Genomic DNA, 18,220 nt, shown 5'->3' on the forward strand with positions numbered 1-18,220 from the left:
CCCGTAAAAGTCATCAGCGCACCATAGCAAATTGGTTACGTAGCGCTTAGCGAGTAAATCTGCTGTCCTTAGCATGAAAAAACATATTGGCATTGAAGGCGGCTGGGGTAAAAAAATGGAAACAGGTCACAGCTTTCGATCGTGATGGCTTGCATGCCAGACAAGGTTGTGCAAAATTTACCCGGCAATATCCAGGGAAATAGCAATCAGTTAAAACAGGGATGAAAAAGATGAAAAGATTAGTCAGCGCGCTGGCGCTGCTGCTTTGTGCCTGCGCGCCTCAGGGCAGCGTAGAACGTCATACCACCCATGCCGTCCATCAAATTGCGGACGCCAATTTCGATCCTAATACGCGCATGCTGCTGGCCGACTCCATCCGCGTGATGCGGCCCGGCTTTCAGGCTGTATATCAGGCAGGCGTAAAGGACAGGGCTGCCGGCTTAAGTAAAGCGCAAATGGAAGAAAAAGCCGCCTGTCTGCTCAAGCCTGAAAACCTGCCGGATGAGGCCGTTACCCATACTTTTCTTGGTCAGACGTACCTGGCCGATCGGCCAGAAAAAGAGCGTAAGATCCTGGCCGATGCGCTGACAGCGACCTATCGGGATGGCTATGAAGGGAGGCCTTAGCGCTGCGTCAATCAGGTAAGCCAGCGCATGGCGGCAAGGATGGCCACGGGCGAGCCATCCTTGCCTTAACCTTTTTTTATTCGCCTTTGGCTTCGGTTAATGCCTGGGCCGCACAGACCAGCGCCAGATGGCTCAGCCCCTGCGGCAGGTTGCCGCGCCAGCTGGCGGTTCTGACGTCAAACATCTCGTTAAAGATTTCTACGTTGCCTCTGTCGCACAGGCTTTCCAGAATTTCATGCATGGAAGCCTCCGCGCGTTTTGTATCCCCCATTGAAGCGCAGGCTTCCACCAGCCAGAAAGAGCAGGCCACAAAGGTGCTTTCTTCCTGCTCCACGCCGCTGTAGCGATACAGCATGGCGCTGTTGTGGCCCAGCTCACGGCGGATGGCGTCATAAGTTTTCAGCATGCGTTCGGGATTGACGCTGTTGCCATAATGGTGCATCAGCGCCAGCGAGGCGTCCAGCCTGTCTTCGCAGCCGACATAGAACAGATAGGCCTGGCGGCTCTCCGACCAGCAGTGCTCTTCGATCCAGTCGCGAATACGATCGCGCTCGCGCTCCCAGCGGCCGACCCAGGTAGGTTCGATATGTTTGCCTTCGGCCATCGCGACGGCCTGATCCAGCGCCAGCCAGCAGGCCATTTTGGAGTGGGTGTAGTGCTGTTCGTCGGGCAGCTCCCAGATCCCCGAATCCTTTTGCCGCCAGCTGTCGGCACAGCAGTTGGCCAGTTCGCCAAGCATTCGTGAGGTAGCAATATCCAGCACGTGGCCCGCCTGGATAAACAGCCGGGCGGTAGAGAGCATATCGCCATACATGCTGAGCTGTACCTGATCGCGGGCATTATTACCCACGCGCACGGGTTGTGAATCTTCATAGCCCCTGAGCGGCAGGTAACGCTCTTCCGGCACCAGACTACCGTCCAGGGTATAGCAGGCGCGCAGCTTAACGCCGTGGCGAATAATGGTGTGCGTCAGCCAGGAGAAAGCGGCCTTACAATCTTCCAGCGCCCCCAGGTAGACGAAGGATTTAATGATCAGGCAGGCGTCGCGCACCCAGGCGTAGCGATAGTCGTAGTTCTTCTCGCCGCCAAAGCCTTCGGGTAAGGATGACGTCGCCGCAGCCGCCAGCGCGCCAGTTGGCGAGTACCAGAGAAATTTTAGCGACAGCGCGGAACGCTTAACGTGCGGTGAGAACAGCCCCTGATAAGAAAGGTGGTTGACCCAGTCGCGCCAGGCGGTATGACTGGTTTCAATCCTGTCGTCGATCGCCGCGAGATCCGGCACGGCTAACGGCTCTTTTTCACTCGCCAGCAGCGCTATCAGCGAATGCGAACCGGGAGAGGTGACCAGGCGTCCTTCGACCGCTTCATCGCACAGCCAGCTAATCGTTACGTCTTCGCTGGTGCGCAGCATGGTCATCAGATCGCCGATATGAAAAACCGCGCCGTGATGGGTATCCGCTACCCACGGCGAGCGGCTTTCCGCCATCGTGCCCAGCTTAAGGCGCAGGTTCAGCACGACTTCGCCTTCAACGCCTTCCACACGTCGCGCCAGCTCGCTCCACGGCAGACGGCCCGCCAGCGAGCTGTTCAGCGATTCGGTAAGGCGAACCGATCCGCTTTCTGTGCTGTATAGCGTTTCAAGGACGTTGCTCTCCTCGCGATAGCGCCGCTCGACGCGGTAGCTGCCTTCAGGCTCCAGCTGGAAAAAACCGCCGATACCGGGATCGAGGATGCGATCGAACAGCGGCGGCGAGTCCAGATTGGGCGCGCACCACCAGTCGATGGCGCCATCGGGCGCGATCAGCGCCACGGAGCGCCCCTCGCCGATAGCCGCATAGTCGCCGAGACCGGCAAAACCCTCTTTACGCACGGGAGAGCGGTAGGTTTTATTTTTCACTCGACGTCCCTTGTTCAGAATATATAGACGGCCTGAGCCATAAAACGATGATGGCTCACCGAATGACATCAGGCTCTGGATTGAAAAGTATAGATAAGTTTTCAGCTTGCGCAGGCAAAGCGCCCGGCATGACGGCGCCCGGGCGGCAACATTGGGGAAAATAGCGTAATAAGCGCGGCCGCAAATAGCATGGCGCAGGCGTGTTGGTTATTAAAGCGTCACTGGCGGGCGAGAAACCAGCATTTCAATCGGCACATCGAGCGCCAGAGCCAGATTATTCAGAGTAAGCAAACTGATATTACGCTTGCCGTTTTCAATATCGCTAAGATAAGTACGATCGATGCCGCTACGCTCGCTCAGGGCAATCTGACTTAGCTGCTTGCGTTTGCGGAACAGACGTACCCGTTCGCCGACGCTAATTAACAGACCGTCATGCAAAGTGTTTTCTCCGGCAAATTCAGGCTGGGATCCATCCTGAATCTATATAACAACATTCTGATTTAACAGCATTAAATTTCATTTAAGACTATTCCTGGTGTTTGCCATCTGCCTGGCCGGGCCGCTACTATTGCCTGTTCTCCGCCTTGATAATTTTTAATGCTGCTTGCCATTGCGGTCGAGATCCGGCTGACAGTCGGTTTCAGAATGCCGTAACAGTGAATCAGACGGCAGGTTGGGCAGCGACTTGCTTATTAATGCTCCTTCTGGCGTTCCTGCTTTCCTAATATTGTTGAAAAACCGCGCGGCTGGCAGCCTGCCGCCCCACAATTCTTCCTGAGTTGTTACACTCAGTTCTGGTGTCTCAACAGGAGTAATCATGAAACTGGGCTTTGCTTGTAAATATTTTAATGCTGAGGCAAAACAGCCTTTTCCATTAAGAGCCACCACGCGCACCCGATTTTTGAGCCTGGATAAAGCAGCGCGGCTGGCGCTAATCAGCGAAATATCGCAGCATAATCTCAGCAATCTTTACCTGACGCTGGAAGCGCTGGCGAAAGAGCCGGAAGCGCTACGTATGATGCGGCTGGGAAGCGATCTGCTGCCTCTGTTTACGGTGCCGGAAGCGAACGAGCTGTATCAGGACTATTTACCGGAACTGCATTCGGCGCTGGCGAAATGCGGCGATTTCGCCCGGGCCCATCATATCCGCCTCTCTTTTCATCCGGGACAATATTCCGTGCTGGCGTCAGATAATCCACTGGTGGTGGAACGCGCCATTGAAGACGTGGAATATCACACGCTGTGCGCGAAGCTGATGGGCTATGGCAAAACCTTCCAGGATTTTAAAATCAATATCCATATGAACGGCAAGGGCGGTTTTGAGGGATTTCAAACCGCGTTTCACCGCCTCAGCCCGGAAGCGAAAAACATGCTGACGGTGGAAAACGATGAGATTTCCTGTTCGCTGGATGACGTGCTTCAGGCGAAAGAGCTCTGTCCCATCGTGCTGGATATTCATCACCATTGGGTAAAAGAGAACGAATTTATCCAGCCCGACGATCCGCGTATCGCGCAGATTAAAGCCTCCTGGCGCGGTGTCAGGCCGGTGCTGCACTATTCGATTTCGCAGGAAGGTATCATTCCGCCACACGGCTGGCCAAATCAGGAAGAGTTAGGCGTGGCAAGAACTAAGCTGCGGGCGCACTCCGACTATTATTTTAACGATACGCTGAACGACTGGGCTTTATCGTTCAAAGAGTTCGATATCATGTGCGAAGTGAAAATGAAGAACCTGGCGAGGGATCGGCTGTTTAACTACGCAGGGCAGGACAAAGAACAGGATTAGCGAGCGCGGAACATGCGCGATGGCGCACATGTTCCGTTTCCCGCCTTGCCTAGAGCTTGCCGCTGCGGGTCTGCTCTGAGGTGGTAAAATGGGTTTCGCCATGAGCAATATCGCCGCCGCCCTTGACGCTTTTCAGCTGGACGGTATCGCCATGTTCCCAGGCGTTGGCGCCTGCCGCTGCCGGATGCGCAATGATATCTTTGCGTGACTCTCTGATTTTCTTCGTGTCCACGTCGAATCTTTTGTCGCGATCGATCAGCAAACGCGGATCCATCTGGCCGTCGGCGGTAAAGCCCATCATCAGCGCCGGAATGCCCAACGGCAGCGTTTTATCACGATCGGTATGCCAGGTATGCCAGGTTTTGCCGTAGGTATTAACGATACGCGACATCAGCGCTTTTTCCGCCAGCGGCGGCAGGCCAGGCGCGATCAGCGTGCCGGATTTCACCTCATACTGATGGCTGTGCCAATACTTTTTCTCTTCCGGCGGCAGCGTTTTAAACAGTCTTTCGCTGATAATATATTCCACGCCCATCAGCTTGGCGTCGCGCGTGTTGCCATCGTAAATTACCGCCTGCATCACGTCGTCGTTGAGAATGGTGACGTAATGGTGCGCCTCCATCTGTCCATTGTGGTCGCCGTTATAGAAATGAAAGCCGTCCAGATAAGCGTTAATAGCGTCAATGGGCGGGCGGGACTGCATCGCTGCCGCGCCGGTATCCAGCAGCTTTTTTTCCGTCGAGGTCGGGGCGCCAGGGCTGTTAACTTGCGAGGGCGAATTGTGCGCGCCGCAGCCGCACAGCAGCAGGGCGATCAGAGGCAGGGTTCCTTTCATTTTGTCTCCGTAACTTGAAAGTGTCTGAAATTGTTTAATGCTGATACAAAATGTCAGTAAAAGCCTGGCAGGTAACGGTCATTTCGCAACGTCGTTGTTCCGGCAATGTTTCTTCACCAGCGTGAGGCCCGGCGTCCTTTACCCGCCACTTTTCTGCCTGAAATCAGCGCGCGGCATCTCCTTTGTGACACGGCGGCCGATCTTCTACTAAGTTAAACAGGAGGACGCTATTTTATAAAGGAGGCCACCTTGACTGACCAAAAGAATGATTCAGCAACGATCCAGACGACCGAACTGCTTCAAACCAGCGAAGCCTGGAACGGTACGCCCTATACCGCTTATCCCGCCGGTAAACCCCAGCTTACGGTAATGAAGATGACTATTCCGCCGCATACGTCGCTGCCCTGGCATTCGCATCCGATGCCAAATATGGCTTATTTGCTCTCTGGCCAGCTGACCATTGAAGATAAAGAGAGCGGCAGAACGCATCAGGTAAAGGCTGGCGAAGCGCTGAATGAGGCAACGGGCGATATTCATCGCGGCTATACCACCGACGAAGCCGCTGAGCTGGTGATCTTCTACGCGGGCGCAGAGGGACAGCCGCTGTCGGAGCCGTTGCCCGGCGAGCCTGCGGAGTTTTAACCGGTTGACGGCAGACAAGCCCAGGCTTCAGCGTTAGTATGACGGTTTCAACGCGCCAGATGCGCGCCGCTAAAGGTCATTATGCTATGAAAAAAATTGGGTTTCTCTCTTTCGGTCACTGGACGCCCTCTGCACAGTCGGCCACCCGATCGGCGGCAGATGCGCTGCTGCAATCTATCGATCTGGCGGTAGCCGCAGAAGAGCTGGGCGCCGACGGCGCCTATTTTCGCGTGCACCACTTTGCCCGCCAGCTTAGCGCGCCGTTTCCGCTGCTGGCGGCCGTTGCGGCCCGTACCAATAAAATTGAAATTGGTACCGGCGTTATTGATATGCGCTACGAGAACCCGCTTTATATGGCGGAAGACGCCGGCGTGGCCGATTTAATCAGCGGCGGGCGTTTGCAGTTGGGCCTCAGCCGCGGCTCACCGGAACAGGTCATTGAAGGCTGGCGCTACTTTGGCTATGGCCCGCAGGAGGGCGAAAGCGATGCTGATATGGGGCGGCGCCATACCGAGGCGCTGCTGGAAGTGTTGAAGGGCGAAGGGTTTGCAAAACCTAATCCGCAGCCGATGTTTCCTAATCCGCCGGGACTGCTGCGGCCTGAACCTTTTTCCTCCGGGCTGCGTGAACGGATCTGGTGGGGGTCGGGTTCGGACGCCACGGCGGTTTGGGCCGCGAAGCTGGGGATGAACCTGCAAAGCTCGACGCTAAAAGATGACGAAACCGGCGAGCCTTTCCATATTCAGCAGGCAAAACAGATCCGTGCCTATCGCGCCGCCTGGCGGGAAGCGGGTCATCAGCGCGAACCGCGCGTTTCGGTCAGCCGCAGTATTTTTGCGTTGGTCAGCGAACAGGATCGTGCCTGGTTTGGCAGCAGCGGGCAGGGTGGCGATCAGATTGGCTACCTGGATGAAAAAACGCGTGCCATCTTCGGGCGCAGCTATGCCGCCGAACCGGAGAAGCTGATTGCCCAGCTGGCGAAGGATGAAGCGATTGCCGAGGCGGATACGTTGCTGCTGACCATCCCTAATCAGCTTGGCGTGGCATATTGCACGCATATGCTGGAAGCAATCCTTAAATATGTCGCCCCGGAGCTGGGTTGGCGGTAGCAATGAGCCAGGGCAACCTGGCCGGTTAAAGGCAGCGCTGTCAGCGACGGAAAAGTAATCCTGTTAAGCGCAGAAAAGGTGCTGGCTGTGACGAAGGTCAGCACCTCCATTTAAACGTATTTCAGCTATGCCAATGGCTGTATCACAAAATTTTTTCGCTTAAACCTGGCAGGGAAGGTAATAGTTAAAGACAGATATCCAAAGAATAATAAATAGCCGGTGGCACATGAGCCGGGCAAAATAAAATCAACCCAATGCCGAACTTTCTCAGTAAACGATGGGACATAACGTTTTCCCTTCTGTCTCGCCTGTATGGCACTTCTCTACCGTATTACGCGCAATACAACCTTGTTGCTAAGTGCTGTGCCACATCCTTTTCGCTCTCATCCTTTCAAAGGCGCGCTTTTTCCATCGAAAACCGGCAATTCCGGCGTACGGCTTTTAGCCGCTACAGAGCGTGCCTTTCTGCTTTGCCGGTTCATCTTATGGTTTGTAAGCTGGCTGAGTTACCTAAAATAGTTACAACATACATTTATTTTCAATATCAATAACCTCAAATAGACACCGAGCAGCAGGCGCTTAGCAGAGGCTTAATGCACTTCTTTTGCTTACCCATAAGCCTTCCTGACGGACAAGCCTGAAGGATCCTTAAGGACAGGGCAGGGGAGAGAACGCGCGCGACAGCAAGATGTTAACCAGGTTTAGGGAGGTGATCAGAGGGGATGCCATCCAGCAAAAGAGGCTGTCTGACAGGGATCGTAAATCATCGGAAAAATCATTTAGCGTCATTCACGGGAAATAATTTCTATAAGAAAAGAGCGGCTACCGTAACAGAAAACTATCTTATCGGAGTATTTTAGTTGTGAGAAAAATTTTCGTAGTAAAAAAATATCACCTCATGCATAAACCACGCTGATTAATAAAGCGGTGGAATTTAAAGACGCTGCAATGAAGATCGCCACGTAGGTGGTAAATAAGAAACAGCGTTGCAGTTGATTAAAAGCATAAGAAGTTTCCTGCTACGCTTATTTTATCTGCGCTTATAAACGACTTTTCAAATTTTATTTTCATTAGCCTTTCTCAGTAAAATGAAATCTTAACACCTTTTATTTGAAGATAATCCTTCCTGTAACATAGCCCGTAAAAAAAGGAATGATCACTTATTGGTAAGTAATGGTGGTTTTACAGCCTGCGGCCGGTTGGCTAATAAAACAAAGTAGTTCATTTTTAGCCGTATGCTGCGCTTTTATCAGGCTGAGCCAGGGAAAACTTCAAGGCGAACTACTGGATGGCCGCTGGCTACAGCGTTTTTTATTGCTGTAGATAAATCGCCCGAGCGTCAGGCACAGCGCCTGCATGGCCGCTTTCTCTTTCTCCCTGAACTTTTGCTGCCTGGCGATGGCTCATTTTTTACGCCTGAAGCGGCGTTTCGCAAAAATTATCAACAGAATTAGGGCGTTTCACCGCAACGGTAGCGCTTTTCAGAGCGATTTATACTTTTTTATGCACAGGTAATCCCCATTTTCTGTGGATAACAGTGGCCAGCAAGCGTATGGTGTGGTCGAAAATTCGACCAGTTGATAAGTATGGCATTGTTTATGGTATCTTTTTGAATTTAATGGCTAAATGCACTTAAAGCCTTCTTGAGAAAGCTTTACTACTCCAAAACGCCCCGCATATGGATAAAATAGCTATAGCTGACTTTTTACGATTTGTGCATACGCCCAGGATGAGCCTGGGGAGCGGCACCTTATCGTAGGTAAATTTTGATAAAAGTTATTATTCAGTAATGTAATGGAAGTATTGTTATAAGTTTCGGTCGGATTTATCAGGCAAAAAAAAATAAGATGCTTTCATCTGAATCTGGCAGTGAGAATAAGATTTTTTGCGCGGCGTATCGGTACTCTGCGGGATTAATCTTATTTTGGCTTAGGTAAATACTTAGAACAATTTCTGACAGGGAAAAAGGCGAGATGAAAAATTTAATAGTATTGCTGGCATTGGCCGTAAGCGGGTCGGTTTATGCTGATGGCGTGACTACATTAAGAATTGCCGATCAGAAAGGCAATATGCGCGCGCAGCTTGAGGCCTCCGGCTTGCTTAAAAACCTGCCTTTCCATATTGAATGGGCGGAATTCCCGGCCGCCGCGCCGCTGGCGGAAGCGCTTAATGCCGGCGCGGTAGATGCAGGTATTATCGGCGACGCGCCGCTGTTATTTTCCATAGCGGCTGGCTCGCAGGTCAAGGCTATCGCCGTAGATAAATCTGACCCAATTGGAACAGCTATCGTGGTTAATAAGGATTCTACGCTGCACAGCGCGGCCGATCTTAAAGGAAAAAGTATCGGAACGGGGCGAGGCTCTATTGGCCATTTCGTGGCGTTGAAAGCGCTGGCACAGGCAGGGATTAAGGCAGAAGACGTGCGCTTTCGTTATCTTACGCCTGGCGACGCGAAAATCGCCCTGGCCAGCGGCGCGATAGATGCCTGGGCAACGTGGGATCCTTATACCGCGCTGGCGGAAACCTCCGGCATCGGCCGCGTACTGGTTAATGGCCAGGGATTGATCGCAGGTAACAGTTTTCTGGCTGCTACCGACAGCGCGCTCGGCAATGCGGAAAAACGCCAGGCATTACAGCAGTATGTGAATCTTCTGGCCCATGCTGAGCAGCTGGCCTACAACAATATTGACGGCTATTCGGCAACGCTGGCCCATATTATCGGTTTTCCTCAGCAGGCGGTAAAACTCTCATTCAGCCGCAGGAAAGCACACTGGCAGGCTATCGATCCCCAAACGGTGGCTCAGCAGCAGGCAACGGCCGATTTTTATCAGCAGCAGGGGCTGATCGCCAGGCCGCTACGGGTTGAGCCGACCTTTTATCGGGGCATAACCGTAGAGGCCGGTCAGCGTTAAGCTTGCCGATATTTTTCGGCCGGTGCTTACTTCTGCCGTGGCATGGTGCGGAGCAGTAAACAGCGTAATAATCATAGTGCCTGAACGGGCGCTTTAATGGTTTCACGCTTATACTGATAAATTCCTGTCATCCGCGGTAAATCATCCTCCCTGATGCACATTGTGTCGGCTGCCAGCCCGCTGAGTACGCGATATTCTCCGGCGTTATGCCTTTTGACATGGTTTAACTGTCTGTTTCAGTAAAACGGTGCTAATAAGAAATCATTCCTTTCGGAAACTGTTACACTCAAATAACAACAAAAATTCCAGGGATTTATTATGAAAAGCTCCCCGATTTTCGATGGAAAAAAAAGGCGTGCCTTTGCAATGATGAGGGCGAAAGGGATGTGGCACAGCACTTACGCTCCGCCGTGCCATCGTCTTTTGTGGAACCTTGGCTTCGAGGTGGCGCCGCCGCCTTTATCGCCTTTCATGACTAATCTATTCAGCTTTACGATTGTCTATACGCCATTCTGGGGGATCGTGATGTGGTTTGTGTTCTGGAAAGCACAGTATGTGGATTTACTCTCTGCTTCCATAACCATACTGAGCGCAGGCCTGTTGTTTAGCCTTGTGATGTCCGTTTTTCAGCTGTGGCGAAAGAAAGCTAACCACCTGCCTGAATGGGAACAGATATAGCGGCGTGGGTGAGGGAAGCGTGATTGCGCCTTTCCGCCAAATCCAGGCGACAGGGCGCATCGCGTTCCCCCAGCATTTTTGCCCGGCTGAGCCTCATTTATTTTCCTCTGTCAGGCCGTACTCGCGAACGGCTCATCAAAAATCGCCTTCCTGAAAATGCTTTCCCAGCCGTCCTGTTCAAACGACACCGGCGGGGAAGCTTTGTTGCCCTGATTAAATTATCGGCGTTTCGATGACGGATCTGTCCTGAACCGTACATTTTTTCGGCAATTCTAATCTGGTTGCGCTACGTGAATTCTGTGGGATGTGCAGGGGTAATATGCTGCAGAATTTACATAGCGCGATCGTTTTTATCGATCCTGATGTTTATAAAATAGCCCGACCCCGATCGCCCTGGATCCCATTGTTCTTCTTCAGGCGGATCGCCTGCTTTTTCTGGATTCATATAATGCCCATTATATGAATTTAGTAAGAAAGGATCGCAGCTGTATGTGTTCAGAATGACGCCGTTAACGAATATCGCAACGCTTTGGCTACACGTGAAAAGCGATTTTATTTTATGCGGCGATGCCCAGGCGATCGGCACTTTGCTCTGGTCGATCCCGAACAAAGCGCCGATCGATTCGTCCTGGCAACCGGCGGGAAGGTTGAGAAAGCCGCGCCGTTGCCGGTATTTATTACGGGCGAACCACCGACTGTCGACGCTGATTTTCGCGGAGAAATGCCAGTACCAGCCCCAGCCACAGCAGGCCGCAGGTAAGGTTTACCAGACTGAATCCTCGGCTGCCGACGCTGAAGTAAGAGGCCTTTGCGGCTTCAATTCCCAGAGCAAAAACCAGGATAGTGACCATGCCAACCATTGCCGCCACGCTTCCTTTTCCGGCGCTGCTGGAAAACAGCGTCATGCGGTAAAGCCCGGCGCTGACCAGACCAGTCCCGAAACCGTAAATGCTTAGCCCGGCCGTCAGCCACAGGTAGCTGTGCTCGTTAAGGGTGGTGGCGACCGCCGCCATGGCTAACCCGCTGACGACAGGCCAGGCACCCAGGCGCAGCGGCTGCGCAATAGATACACGGCTGGCAAGTCGGCTTAGCGTGAAATTGCCGGCAATCATGGCCATAAAGACCGGCAGTTGCAGCAGCGCATACCCCATGCGGCTAAGCCCGCTATCATGAATAAGGATCACTGGTGATAAAGCCACCCACGAAAGACAAGGGATAGTCACTAACCCTATTGCCAGGGATCCGCTCATCACCTGACGATCTTGCAGAAGCGCAAAATAGCCTTTACCAATCGACTTCAGCGAGAGCGGTGTTCCTTTGTCGCCAGCGGTTTCAGGCATAGCCTGCCACAGTCCGACCAGCGCAATCGCCGACAGGCCGCCAAACAGCCAGAACATAGTGCGCCAGTCGCCCACCGAGAGAAAAGCAGCGCCTGCCAGCGGCCCGGCTAACGGCGCCAGTAAAGCGACGTTTGCCATCAATGCCATTATCTTCACGCTGAGTGATTCATTAAACGCTTCCTGTACGGCGGCGTAGCCGACCGAGCCGATAAAACACAGGCTAATTCCCTGCAGAAAGCGCAGTAACACAAATTGTTCAATGCTTTGTACCCAATGCGTAGCCACACAGGTGAGCATAAAAAAAGCCACGCCGGAGAGTAATACCGGACGGCGCCCAACCCGATCGGAAAGCGGCCCGAGCAGCCATTGCAGCATCAGGCCTCCGATAAGATAGGCAGTCAGTGAGGTGGAGACCCACTCAGGGCCGACGGCAAATTCTTGGGTGACCAGCAGCATGCCGGGCTGGATCATGTCGTGGGCTATATAGGTTGCAAACTCAAATAACACCAGCGACAGCGGGAAAATCAGGTGTCGGCGAGTCAACTGCGATAGGGGGTGATAAAGAGCCATCTGTATACTGTCCCGGAATAAAAAAAGGAAAACGCGGCCGCCAGAGCGGTCGCGTCAGTAAAGCTTTTGTTAAGGCAAACAATGGGGTCGTTAACGCCAGCGCGCTATCGGGTTGATCAGCGTTCCGGCAAATTTAAGATTTTCAGCCGGATCGGAGAGATTGATCATCTGTTGATTATTTGCCAGCTGCAGACGATTCAGACAGGAGCGGGTAAACTCCGGCGCAAACATGTCGTAGCGAGAAAATTTCTCTGCGAATTGAGGATGTGCCTGTTGATAGTCTTTAACGCACTGTGCCACTGCCTGCCAGAATTCTTCCTCCGGCAAGGTGCCCGATTCATGCAGGATCGCACTGATAAAGCGGAAGATGCAGTCAAAAACATCCGTAAAGATCGATAACAGTTTGAGGTTTTCCGGCACGTCCACCGCCAGTCTCTGTACCTTGTCAGGGAGAACCGCATCGGGATCCATTACGGCAATTTCTTCGCCGATATCTTTCATACAGGCGCTAACCGGAACATTGTTTTCTAACAGCATAATCAGGTTTTCGCCGTGCGGCATAAATACCAAATCGTACTGATAAAAGCAGTGCAGAAGGGGGCTGAGATAGCAGGTCAGATAGCGTGATACCCACTCTTTAGCCGGTAAACCGGAATCGGCTATCAGTGCCGGCAGCAGGGCTTGCTGATGATGGTCTCTGTGCAGGAAAGACGCCATAGTCATCAGACGCTGGCCGGGCTTCAGGCTGGCGGCCGGGTTATCCCTCCACAGCGCGGCAAACATCTTTTTATAAGCGGAATCGCCCTTGATAGCCTGCTCGTAATAGCGGTTGTGATAACCCACTGCCGCCACTTCACGCAGGATGCGAAAATCGCAGCGTTGCAGCCATGCATCACCGACAACCAGCTTTTCCAGCCACTCGTTAATCGCTGGCGTGGTAGCCATATAGTAAGGCGACAGGCCGCGCATAAAACCCATATTAAGCACGGACAAAGCCGTTTTAACATAACGTTTGCCGGGCTGGCTGCGATTAAAGAAAGTGCGAATAGACTGCTGGGCCTGATAGCTATCGTCGCCGCTGCCCAGATAGACAATATCGTTATTCGCAATATCTGCCGCAAAAACGGTCAGCAACTTGTTTTGCCACTGCCATGGATGAACGGGCATGAAAATGTATTCATCAGCCGACAGCCCTTTTTTAATCAGTTGCTGGGTAAAGTGCTCCACGGTTTTTTCCCCCAGCTCATCGCGCATCAGCTGCTCGTAGCTCAGGTTGCTCAGGCTGGAGAAATGGGCATTGCGTTGGTGAACCGCTACCCAGGTAAGCCTGACAGGCGTAGCGGCCTCTGGCGCAAAAGCAAGATAGTCACGGGCATCAAAGCCAATACGGCCATTGTTGGCAACAAAGCAGGGATGACCTTCGGTCATGGAGGCTTCAACAGTCTGGAAATCCGCTTTTACCAGCGCCTGACTGTCAGGCTGGTTTTTTTGTAGCTTGAAAACGCTGCTGCACAGCGTGCTGCTAATCTCTTCCATATATGTTGCCAGCAGCGCCTGTGGGATGCCAATCTGTTGGTTAAACTCAACGATAAACTGCAGCGCATCCAGCGGCAGAGCACGACCATTCTCCTGTTTGCTCAGCGACTCAACCTCAATTTCCCAATGATCCAGCGCAAGGCGCATCGCCCGGAAATGATAAGTTAATTCGCTTCCCGGTACGGACAACATATAGCGGCAATCACCCGTTTCAACAGGCGTTACGATTTTTTCATGAGCAAATTCGGCAATAGCTTTGCGGATCAGCAAACGGTTAGCCTGGGTCCAGTTATCGCACGTCAGATGAGCGCCGTTCAGCAGTGAGGTCGTTTCAGTGGTCATATTCAGCTGTTCCTGCAGTAGAGCGTGTTGGTAATCTTCCCGCTGGCAAAAGGCCAGCCAGGCCGTTTTGTGTCCCATATCAATGGTTTGCTGATAACGAAAACCCGCACGCTTGTTTAGCACATGAATTTTGTCGTTACGTACGTCTGGCTCAACCACTACGCGGTTCACTTCCGGTCGGCTGAACATGTAATCCATCACCAGGGTGAAAACCTGCCAGCTGAAATCCCTGACCGGCTGGCTGGCAGGGGCGATCAAAATATGCATGCCATAGTCGTCCGGCGCGGCAGGATAAAACTTACCTACCTCATCGTCGCTGGCGCGGTAGCATTCGATCAGGAACACAGGCCGATCGTCGCAACAGCCGATCAGCGCTGCGTGCGGATCGAAGGACGTTAAATCCTGGTAAAAAGCGGCAACCTGCTCAGGGCTATGTGTCTGCATCCCCCAGAAGCGCGCATATTCACGCGTAACCCAGCTATGGATCAACACAGCGTCTTCTGCGCGCATAGGCCGGAGGCTGAACGTGCCGGCCGGACGGTCGGCGCTAAAAATTGTAGGCGATGACATGTTATCGCTCCGTTTGTGCAGGAAAGGTCTGGAAGGCAATTTGCCGTTCGATCGGATAGACTTCTCGCCCGGTCAGCTCACGCAGCAAAACCGAGTTGCGATAGCAGGCCATACCCAGATCGGGCGTTACGAACCCATGGGTATGAAGCTCGGCGTTCTGCACAAAGATCTGGTTATGCTTATCGATACTGTAGTTGCGCTGAACATCATAACGACCCTTTTCATCCCAGCGCAGACGCTGAGTCACGCCTTCAAGAAACGCTGGCGGACGATACTGATAGCCGGTAGCCACAACCAACCCTTCGGTGCGCCGGGTAAATGTGCAATCCTGCTCCTGCTGATGCAGCGATAGTTCGAATTCTCCCTGCGGCAGCCAGCGCATATCCGTCAGCGCCGAGTGGGTAAACAGATTCACGTCCAGTTCGCCGTCAAGCTGCTTGATGTACAGCAGATCGTAAATGTCGTTGATAAGACTGCTGTTGATACCTTTATAGAGGTTCTTATGGCGGGCATTCAGTTCGTCGCGCTTGCCCGGCGGCAAATCATGGAAATAGTCCACCCATTCAGGCGAGGTCATCTCCAGCGTCAGTTTGGTATATTCCAGCGGATAAAAACGCGGCGCGCGGGTGATCCAGTTGAGCTGGTAACCAAAGCGATCGATTTCAGTGAGCAGATCGTAATAAATTTCTGCGGCGCTCTGTCCGCTGCCCAACACGGTTATCGAACGTTTTTTCTGCAGCTCTGCTTTGTTCAGCAGATATTCGCTGGAATGCGTAAGGCGCTGGCGGTGCGGAATACTACATTCGGGTAACCAGGCGGTAGGGCCCGTGCCAAGGATCAGACGGCGCGCGAACCATTCATGCCGTGTGCCGCTGCGGGTATCGGTGGCGGAAATACGGTAGGCGCCCGTTTCTTCGTCGTAGCTGACATAATCAACATGCGTATTCCAGCGCAGATTGCTGAGTCGCGAACAGGCCCACTGGCAGTACTGATTATACTCTTTGCGCATCAGGAAGAAGTCTTCCCGAATATAGAATGAGTATATCTTTCCTTTTTCCTTCATGTAGTTAAGCAAACTGTAAGGGCTGGTAGGATCGGCCAGGGTCACCAGATCGGCCATAAAGGGCGTTTGCAAATGCGCGTTTTCCAGCATCATGCCGGTGTGCCAGTCAAATCCCGGATTCCGATCGAGGAAGAAGCCGTTCAGGCCTTCAACCGGTTCACTAAGACAGGCCAGCCCCAGGTTGAAAGGGCCAATACCAATACCGATAAAATCGTAAACAGTCTTATTCATTTTAACGCTCTCACTGGTTTGCCGGGGTCAATAGAGAAAGCCGCATCTGCTCCCGCCCGTAATACGCAATCAGGCTGACCACGTCTTCGAGGTCAGCAGGGGTGGTGGTGGGATTTAACAGGGTAAATTTCAGATACTGACGTCCTTCTACTTTGGTACCGGCAACGACGGCATTTCCGGAACGGAACAGCGCCTTACGAATCGCTACATTAATGTCATCAATTTGTGCCTCGCTCATCGCTGACTCGGGAACGTAGCGGAAAATCTGCGTGGTCAACTCGGGCGCATGGAGCACCTCGATAGCGGGATGTTGGTTCAGCAGCTGATGGGCGATTTGCGTCAGGTTGATAATGCTGTCGAAAGCTTCGCCCAGCATGCGCGGCCCCATGATGCGCAGCGTCAGCCACATCTTCAGGGCATCGAAACGACGCGTAGTCTGAATGCTTTTATTGACCAGGTTTGGCGTGCCTTCCTGCTGGGCGCTTAACGGATTAAGGTAATCAGCATGGTGGGTAACGTGCTTCAGATGTTTGCGGTTACGCACGAAGAAAGCGCCGCAGCTGACGCTTTGAAAGAACGATTTGTGATAGTCGACGGTCACCGAGTCGGCCTGTTCAATACCGTTCAGGCGGTGGCGATGATTTTCTGATACCAGCAGGCCGCAGCCATAGGCAGCGTCAACATGCATCCATAAGCCGTGATGTTGGCAAAGGTCCGCTATCTGCTGAAGCGGATCGATACTGCCAAAATCGGTGGTGCCGCTGGTTGCAACAACGGCAATCGGGATTAATCCCTGTTCATGGCAGCGCAGGATCTCCTGTTCAAGCTGTTTCGCGTCCATGCGGTAATGTGCATCGTAATCAACGGGGATAACGGCGTCATAACCCAATCCAAGGATCGCCATCGACTTTTGAATGCTGAAATGGCTGAGTTTTGAAGTGAATACACGCCACTTAGCAGCATCTTCAGGCAGCCCCCGCTGTTTAATAAGGTGGCCGGGATGATGGGCTTCACACCAGCTGTCTCGTGCCAGAAGCATGGCCATCAAATTAGACTGGGTACCGCCGCTGGTAAAAATCCCATCCGATTCAGCAGGCAGGCCAATACGGTCCAGGGTCCAGTCAATAACTTTTTGCTCAATCAGCGTGCCGCCTGCGCTTTGATCCCAGGTATCTACCGAGCTGTTTACGGCGGCCATGATCTGCTCAGCCATAAGAGAAGGCATGACCAGCGGACAGTTGAGATGCGCCAGGTATTTAGGATGATGGAACCAGACAGCGTCACGGAGGTAGAGCTGGCTAAGCTCTGCCAGCGCCTCTTCGTTACTGCCCAGCGGGCGATCCAAATCGACCTCGCTGAACGCTGTGGCCAGCTCATGGGGAAGGATGCCGCTAAATGGCTTCTCAACGGCCTCCAGTGTTCTGGACATTAGCGCCAGCACGTCCTGGGTTTGCTGATTCCAGGCAGGCAGCTGCTGGTTATTGAAAATGTAGTTTTCAGGGCTGCTAACATCACCGACAGCAGAAGAGGGGACTGATTGAGCGAATGAGCGTAAGACCATATTTAGTTCCTGTACTTTAAGACGCAAAGACTCTGCCGACGTTAACCAGGCAGGATTACCAGCTCGAAAATTCCAATAAAAATCAAGAGATGCAAAAAGGAGAAACACCTTAAAAAAACAGGGAGTCATGCTTACTCGTTGTAAAGACAATATCCCGCGTGCAACCCATAGGTTAAATTACTGTTAACGGTTTTTGTTTGAATGCGATTATAAATAACAATCATTATCATTCAACATTTTTGGCGGTACAAATCACCCGTCTCACTATCTGATGCTAAAAGTGTGATGCAAATCACATTAAGCGGCGGTAAAAGACGGTTTTTCTTAGGAATAATCTGAAGGAGAAGGGCCGGAAGGACGGTGAGGGATAAGGCCGTTTTGAACAATTCGGGCATAAGTGCACAGAGCATGCGACAAACGCGGCCTGGTACTGTCGAAATACACCAGGCAAAACGGCGTGTTAAACGATCGGGCGAAAACGGAAAAAACCAGCGGGTGATACGAAGTCGGTCAGCGCGTTCG

The 18,220-nt window shown here is 52.6% G+C and carries 14 protein-coding genes; 6 read left to right on the forward strand and 8 right to left on the reverse strand.

Going from position 1 to position 18,220, the window contains the following annotated elements; all coding sequences use genetic code 11:
• Positions 1–230 precede the first annotated feature (230 nt).
• A complete protein-coding gene (locus tag ACVWZ0_RS11205) occupies positions 231–626 on the forward strand; it encodes an Exc2 family lipoprotein (RefSeq protein ID WP_253454177.1) in 396 nt (131 codons plus the stop codon).
• Positions 627–702: 76 nt separating this feature from the next.
• On the opposite strand, the gene ACVWZ0_RS11210 is transcribed toward ACVWZ0_RS11205, so the two are convergent.
• The 3 genes from ACVWZ0_RS11210 to ACVWZ0_RS11220 all read right to left on the reverse strand — a co-directional run bounded on the left by ACVWZ0_RS11210 (position 703) and on the right by ACVWZ0_RS11220 (position 3,408).
• Complete coding sequence (locus ACVWZ0_RS11210; protein ID WP_253454175.1) at positions 703–2,523, reverse strand: glycoside hydrolase family 15 protein; 1,821 nt, start codon at positions 2,521–2,523, stop codon at positions 703–705.
• 210 nt (positions 2,524–2,733) lie between these two features.
• Entirely contained in the window at positions 2,734–2,961 is a 228-nt protein-coding gene (locus ACVWZ0_RS11215; protein WP_253454173.1) for a helix-turn-helix domain-containing protein, read from the reverse strand.
• 156 nt (positions 2,962–3,117) lie between these two features.
• Positions 3,118–3,408: a hypothetical protein gene (locus ACVWZ0_RS11220; protein ID WP_253461307.1), complete on the reverse strand. Its 291-nt coding sequence runs from the start codon at positions 3,406–3,408 to the stop codon at positions 3,118–3,120.
• On the opposite strand from ACVWZ0_RS11220, the gene ACVWZ0_RS11225 reads away from it, so the two are divergent.
• Positions 3,341–4,309 (forward strand): apurinic/apyrimidinic endonuclease family protein, encoded by a 969-nt coding sequence (locus tag ACVWZ0_RS11225; RefSeq protein WP_253454171.1) that lies wholly within the window; start codon positions 3,341–3,343, stop codon positions 4,307–4,309. The two genes, ACVWZ0_RS11220 and ACVWZ0_RS11225, sit on opposite strands and share 68 nt — an antisense overlap.
• Positions 4,310–4,358: 49 nt before the next feature.
• On the opposite strand, the gene ACVWZ0_RS11230 is transcribed toward ACVWZ0_RS11225, so the two are convergent.
• A complete protein-coding gene (locus tag ACVWZ0_RS11230) occupies positions 4,359–5,144 on the reverse strand; it encodes an OBAP family protein (protein ID WP_253454170.1) in 786 nt (261 codons plus the stop codon).
• A gap of 249 nt (positions 5,145–5,393) precedes the next feature.
• Here ACVWZ0_RS11230 and ACVWZ0_RS11235 point away from each other — a divergent pair, with 249 nt between their 5' ends.
• From ACVWZ0_RS11235 to ACVWZ0_RS11250, 4 genes are all read left to right on the forward strand, one after another.
• Positions 5,394–5,786 carry a cupin domain-containing protein gene (locus ACVWZ0_RS11235; protein WP_253454168.1) on the forward strand — a complete coding sequence of 131 codons (393 nt, stop codon included), beginning with the start codon at positions 5,394–5,396 and terminating at the stop codon, positions 5,784–5,786.
• Between the two features lie 86 nt (positions 5,787–5,872).
• Positions 5,873–6,895, forward strand: a complete 1,023-nt coding sequence (locus ACVWZ0_RS11240; RefSeq protein WP_253454166.1) for an LLM class flavin-dependent oxidoreductase — start codon at positions 5,873–5,875, stop codon at positions 6,893–6,895.
• Positions 6,896–8,868: 1,973 nt separating this feature from the next.
• Entirely contained in the window at positions 8,869–9,807 is a 939-nt protein-coding gene (locus tag ACVWZ0_RS11245) for an ABC transporter substrate-binding protein (RefSeq protein WP_253454164.1), read from the forward strand.
• Positions 9,808–10,125: 318 nt separating this feature from the next.
• On the forward strand, positions 10,126–10,485 hold the full coding sequence (locus ACVWZ0_RS11250; protein WP_253454162.1) for a DUF6404 family protein: 360 nt from the start codon (positions 10,126–10,128) through the stop codon (positions 10,483–10,485).
• Positions 10,486–11,162: 677 nt separating this feature from the next.
• Here the strand turns inward: ACVWZ0_RS11250 and ACVWZ0_RS11255 are convergent.
• The 4 genes from ACVWZ0_RS11255 to ACVWZ0_RS11270 all read right to left on the reverse strand — a co-directional run bounded on the left by ACVWZ0_RS11255 (position 11,163) and on the right by ACVWZ0_RS11270 (position 17,698).
• Complete coding sequence (locus tag ACVWZ0_RS11255) at positions 11,163–12,395, reverse strand: MFS transporter (protein ID WP_253454161.1); 1,233 nt, start codon at positions 12,393–12,395, stop codon at positions 11,163–11,165.
• A 90-nt stretch (positions 12,396–12,485) separates the two neighbouring features.
• Entirely contained in the window at positions 12,486–14,843 is a 2,358-nt protein-coding gene (locus ACVWZ0_RS11260; protein ID WP_253454159.1) for a GNAT family N-acetyltransferase, read from the reverse strand.
• 1 nt (position 14,844) lies between these two features.
• Positions 14,845–16,137, reverse strand: a complete 1,293-nt coding sequence (locus ACVWZ0_RS11265) for a lysine N(6)-hydroxylase/L-ornithine N(5)-oxygenase family protein (protein ID WP_253454157.1) — start codon at positions 16,135–16,137, stop codon at positions 14,845–14,847.
• A gap of 10 nt (positions 16,138–16,147) precedes the next feature.
• The gene (locus tag ACVWZ0_RS11270) at positions 16,148–17,698 is read right to left on the reverse strand and encodes a pyridoxal phosphate-dependent decarboxylase family protein (protein ID WP_253454155.1); all 1,551 of its coding nucleotides are present in this window, start codon (positions 17,696–17,698) and stop codon (positions 16,148–16,150) included.
• Positions 17,699–18,220 lie beyond the last annotated feature (522 nt).

It is taken from the genome of Erwinia sp. TECH1, from assembly GCF_054057575.1.

Excerpts from the sequence above, each read along its gene's own strand:
- ACVWZ0_RS11255 (WP_253454161.1), bottom strand. The coding sequence starts at position 12,395 with ATGGCTCTTTATCACCCCCTATCGCAGTTGACTCGCCGACACCTGATT.
- ACVWZ0_RS11270 (WP_253454155.1), bottom strand. The coding sequence starts at position 17,698 with ATGGTCTTACGCTCATTCGCTCAATCAGTCCCCTCTTCTGCTGTCGGT.
- ACVWZ0_RS11260 (WP_253454159.1), bottom strand. The coding sequence starts at position 14,843 with ATGTCATCGCCTACAATTTTTAGCGCCGACCGTCCGGCCGGCACGTTC.
- ACVWZ0_RS11230 (WP_253454170.1), bottom strand. The coding sequence starts at position 5,144 with ATGAAAGGAACCCTGCCTCTGATCGCCCTGCTGCTGTGCGGCTGCGGC.
- ACVWZ0_RS11245 (WP_253454164.1), top strand. The coding sequence starts at position 8,869 with ATGAAAAATTTAATAGTATTGCTGGCATTGGCCGTAAGCGGGTCGGTT.
- ACVWZ0_RS11265 (WP_253454157.1), bottom strand. The coding sequence starts at position 16,137 with ATGAATAAGACTGTTTACGATTTTATCGGTATTGGTATTGGCCCTTTC.
- ACVWZ0_RS11240 (WP_253454166.1), top strand. The coding sequence starts at position 5,873 with ATGAAAAAAATTGGGTTTCTCTCTTTCGGTCACTGGACGCCCTCTGCA.
- ACVWZ0_RS11225 (WP_253454171.1), top strand. The coding sequence starts at position 3,341 with ATGAAACTGGGCTTTGCTTGTAAATATTTTAATGCTGAGGCAAAACAG.
- ACVWZ0_RS11250 (WP_253454162.1), top strand. The coding sequence starts at position 10,126 with ATGAAAAGCTCCCCGATTTTCGATGGAAAAAAAAGGCGTGCCTTTGCA.
- ACVWZ0_RS11205 (WP_253454177.1), top strand. The coding sequence starts at position 231 with ATGAAAAGATTAGTCAGCGCGCTGGCGCTGCTGCTTTGTGCCTGCGCG.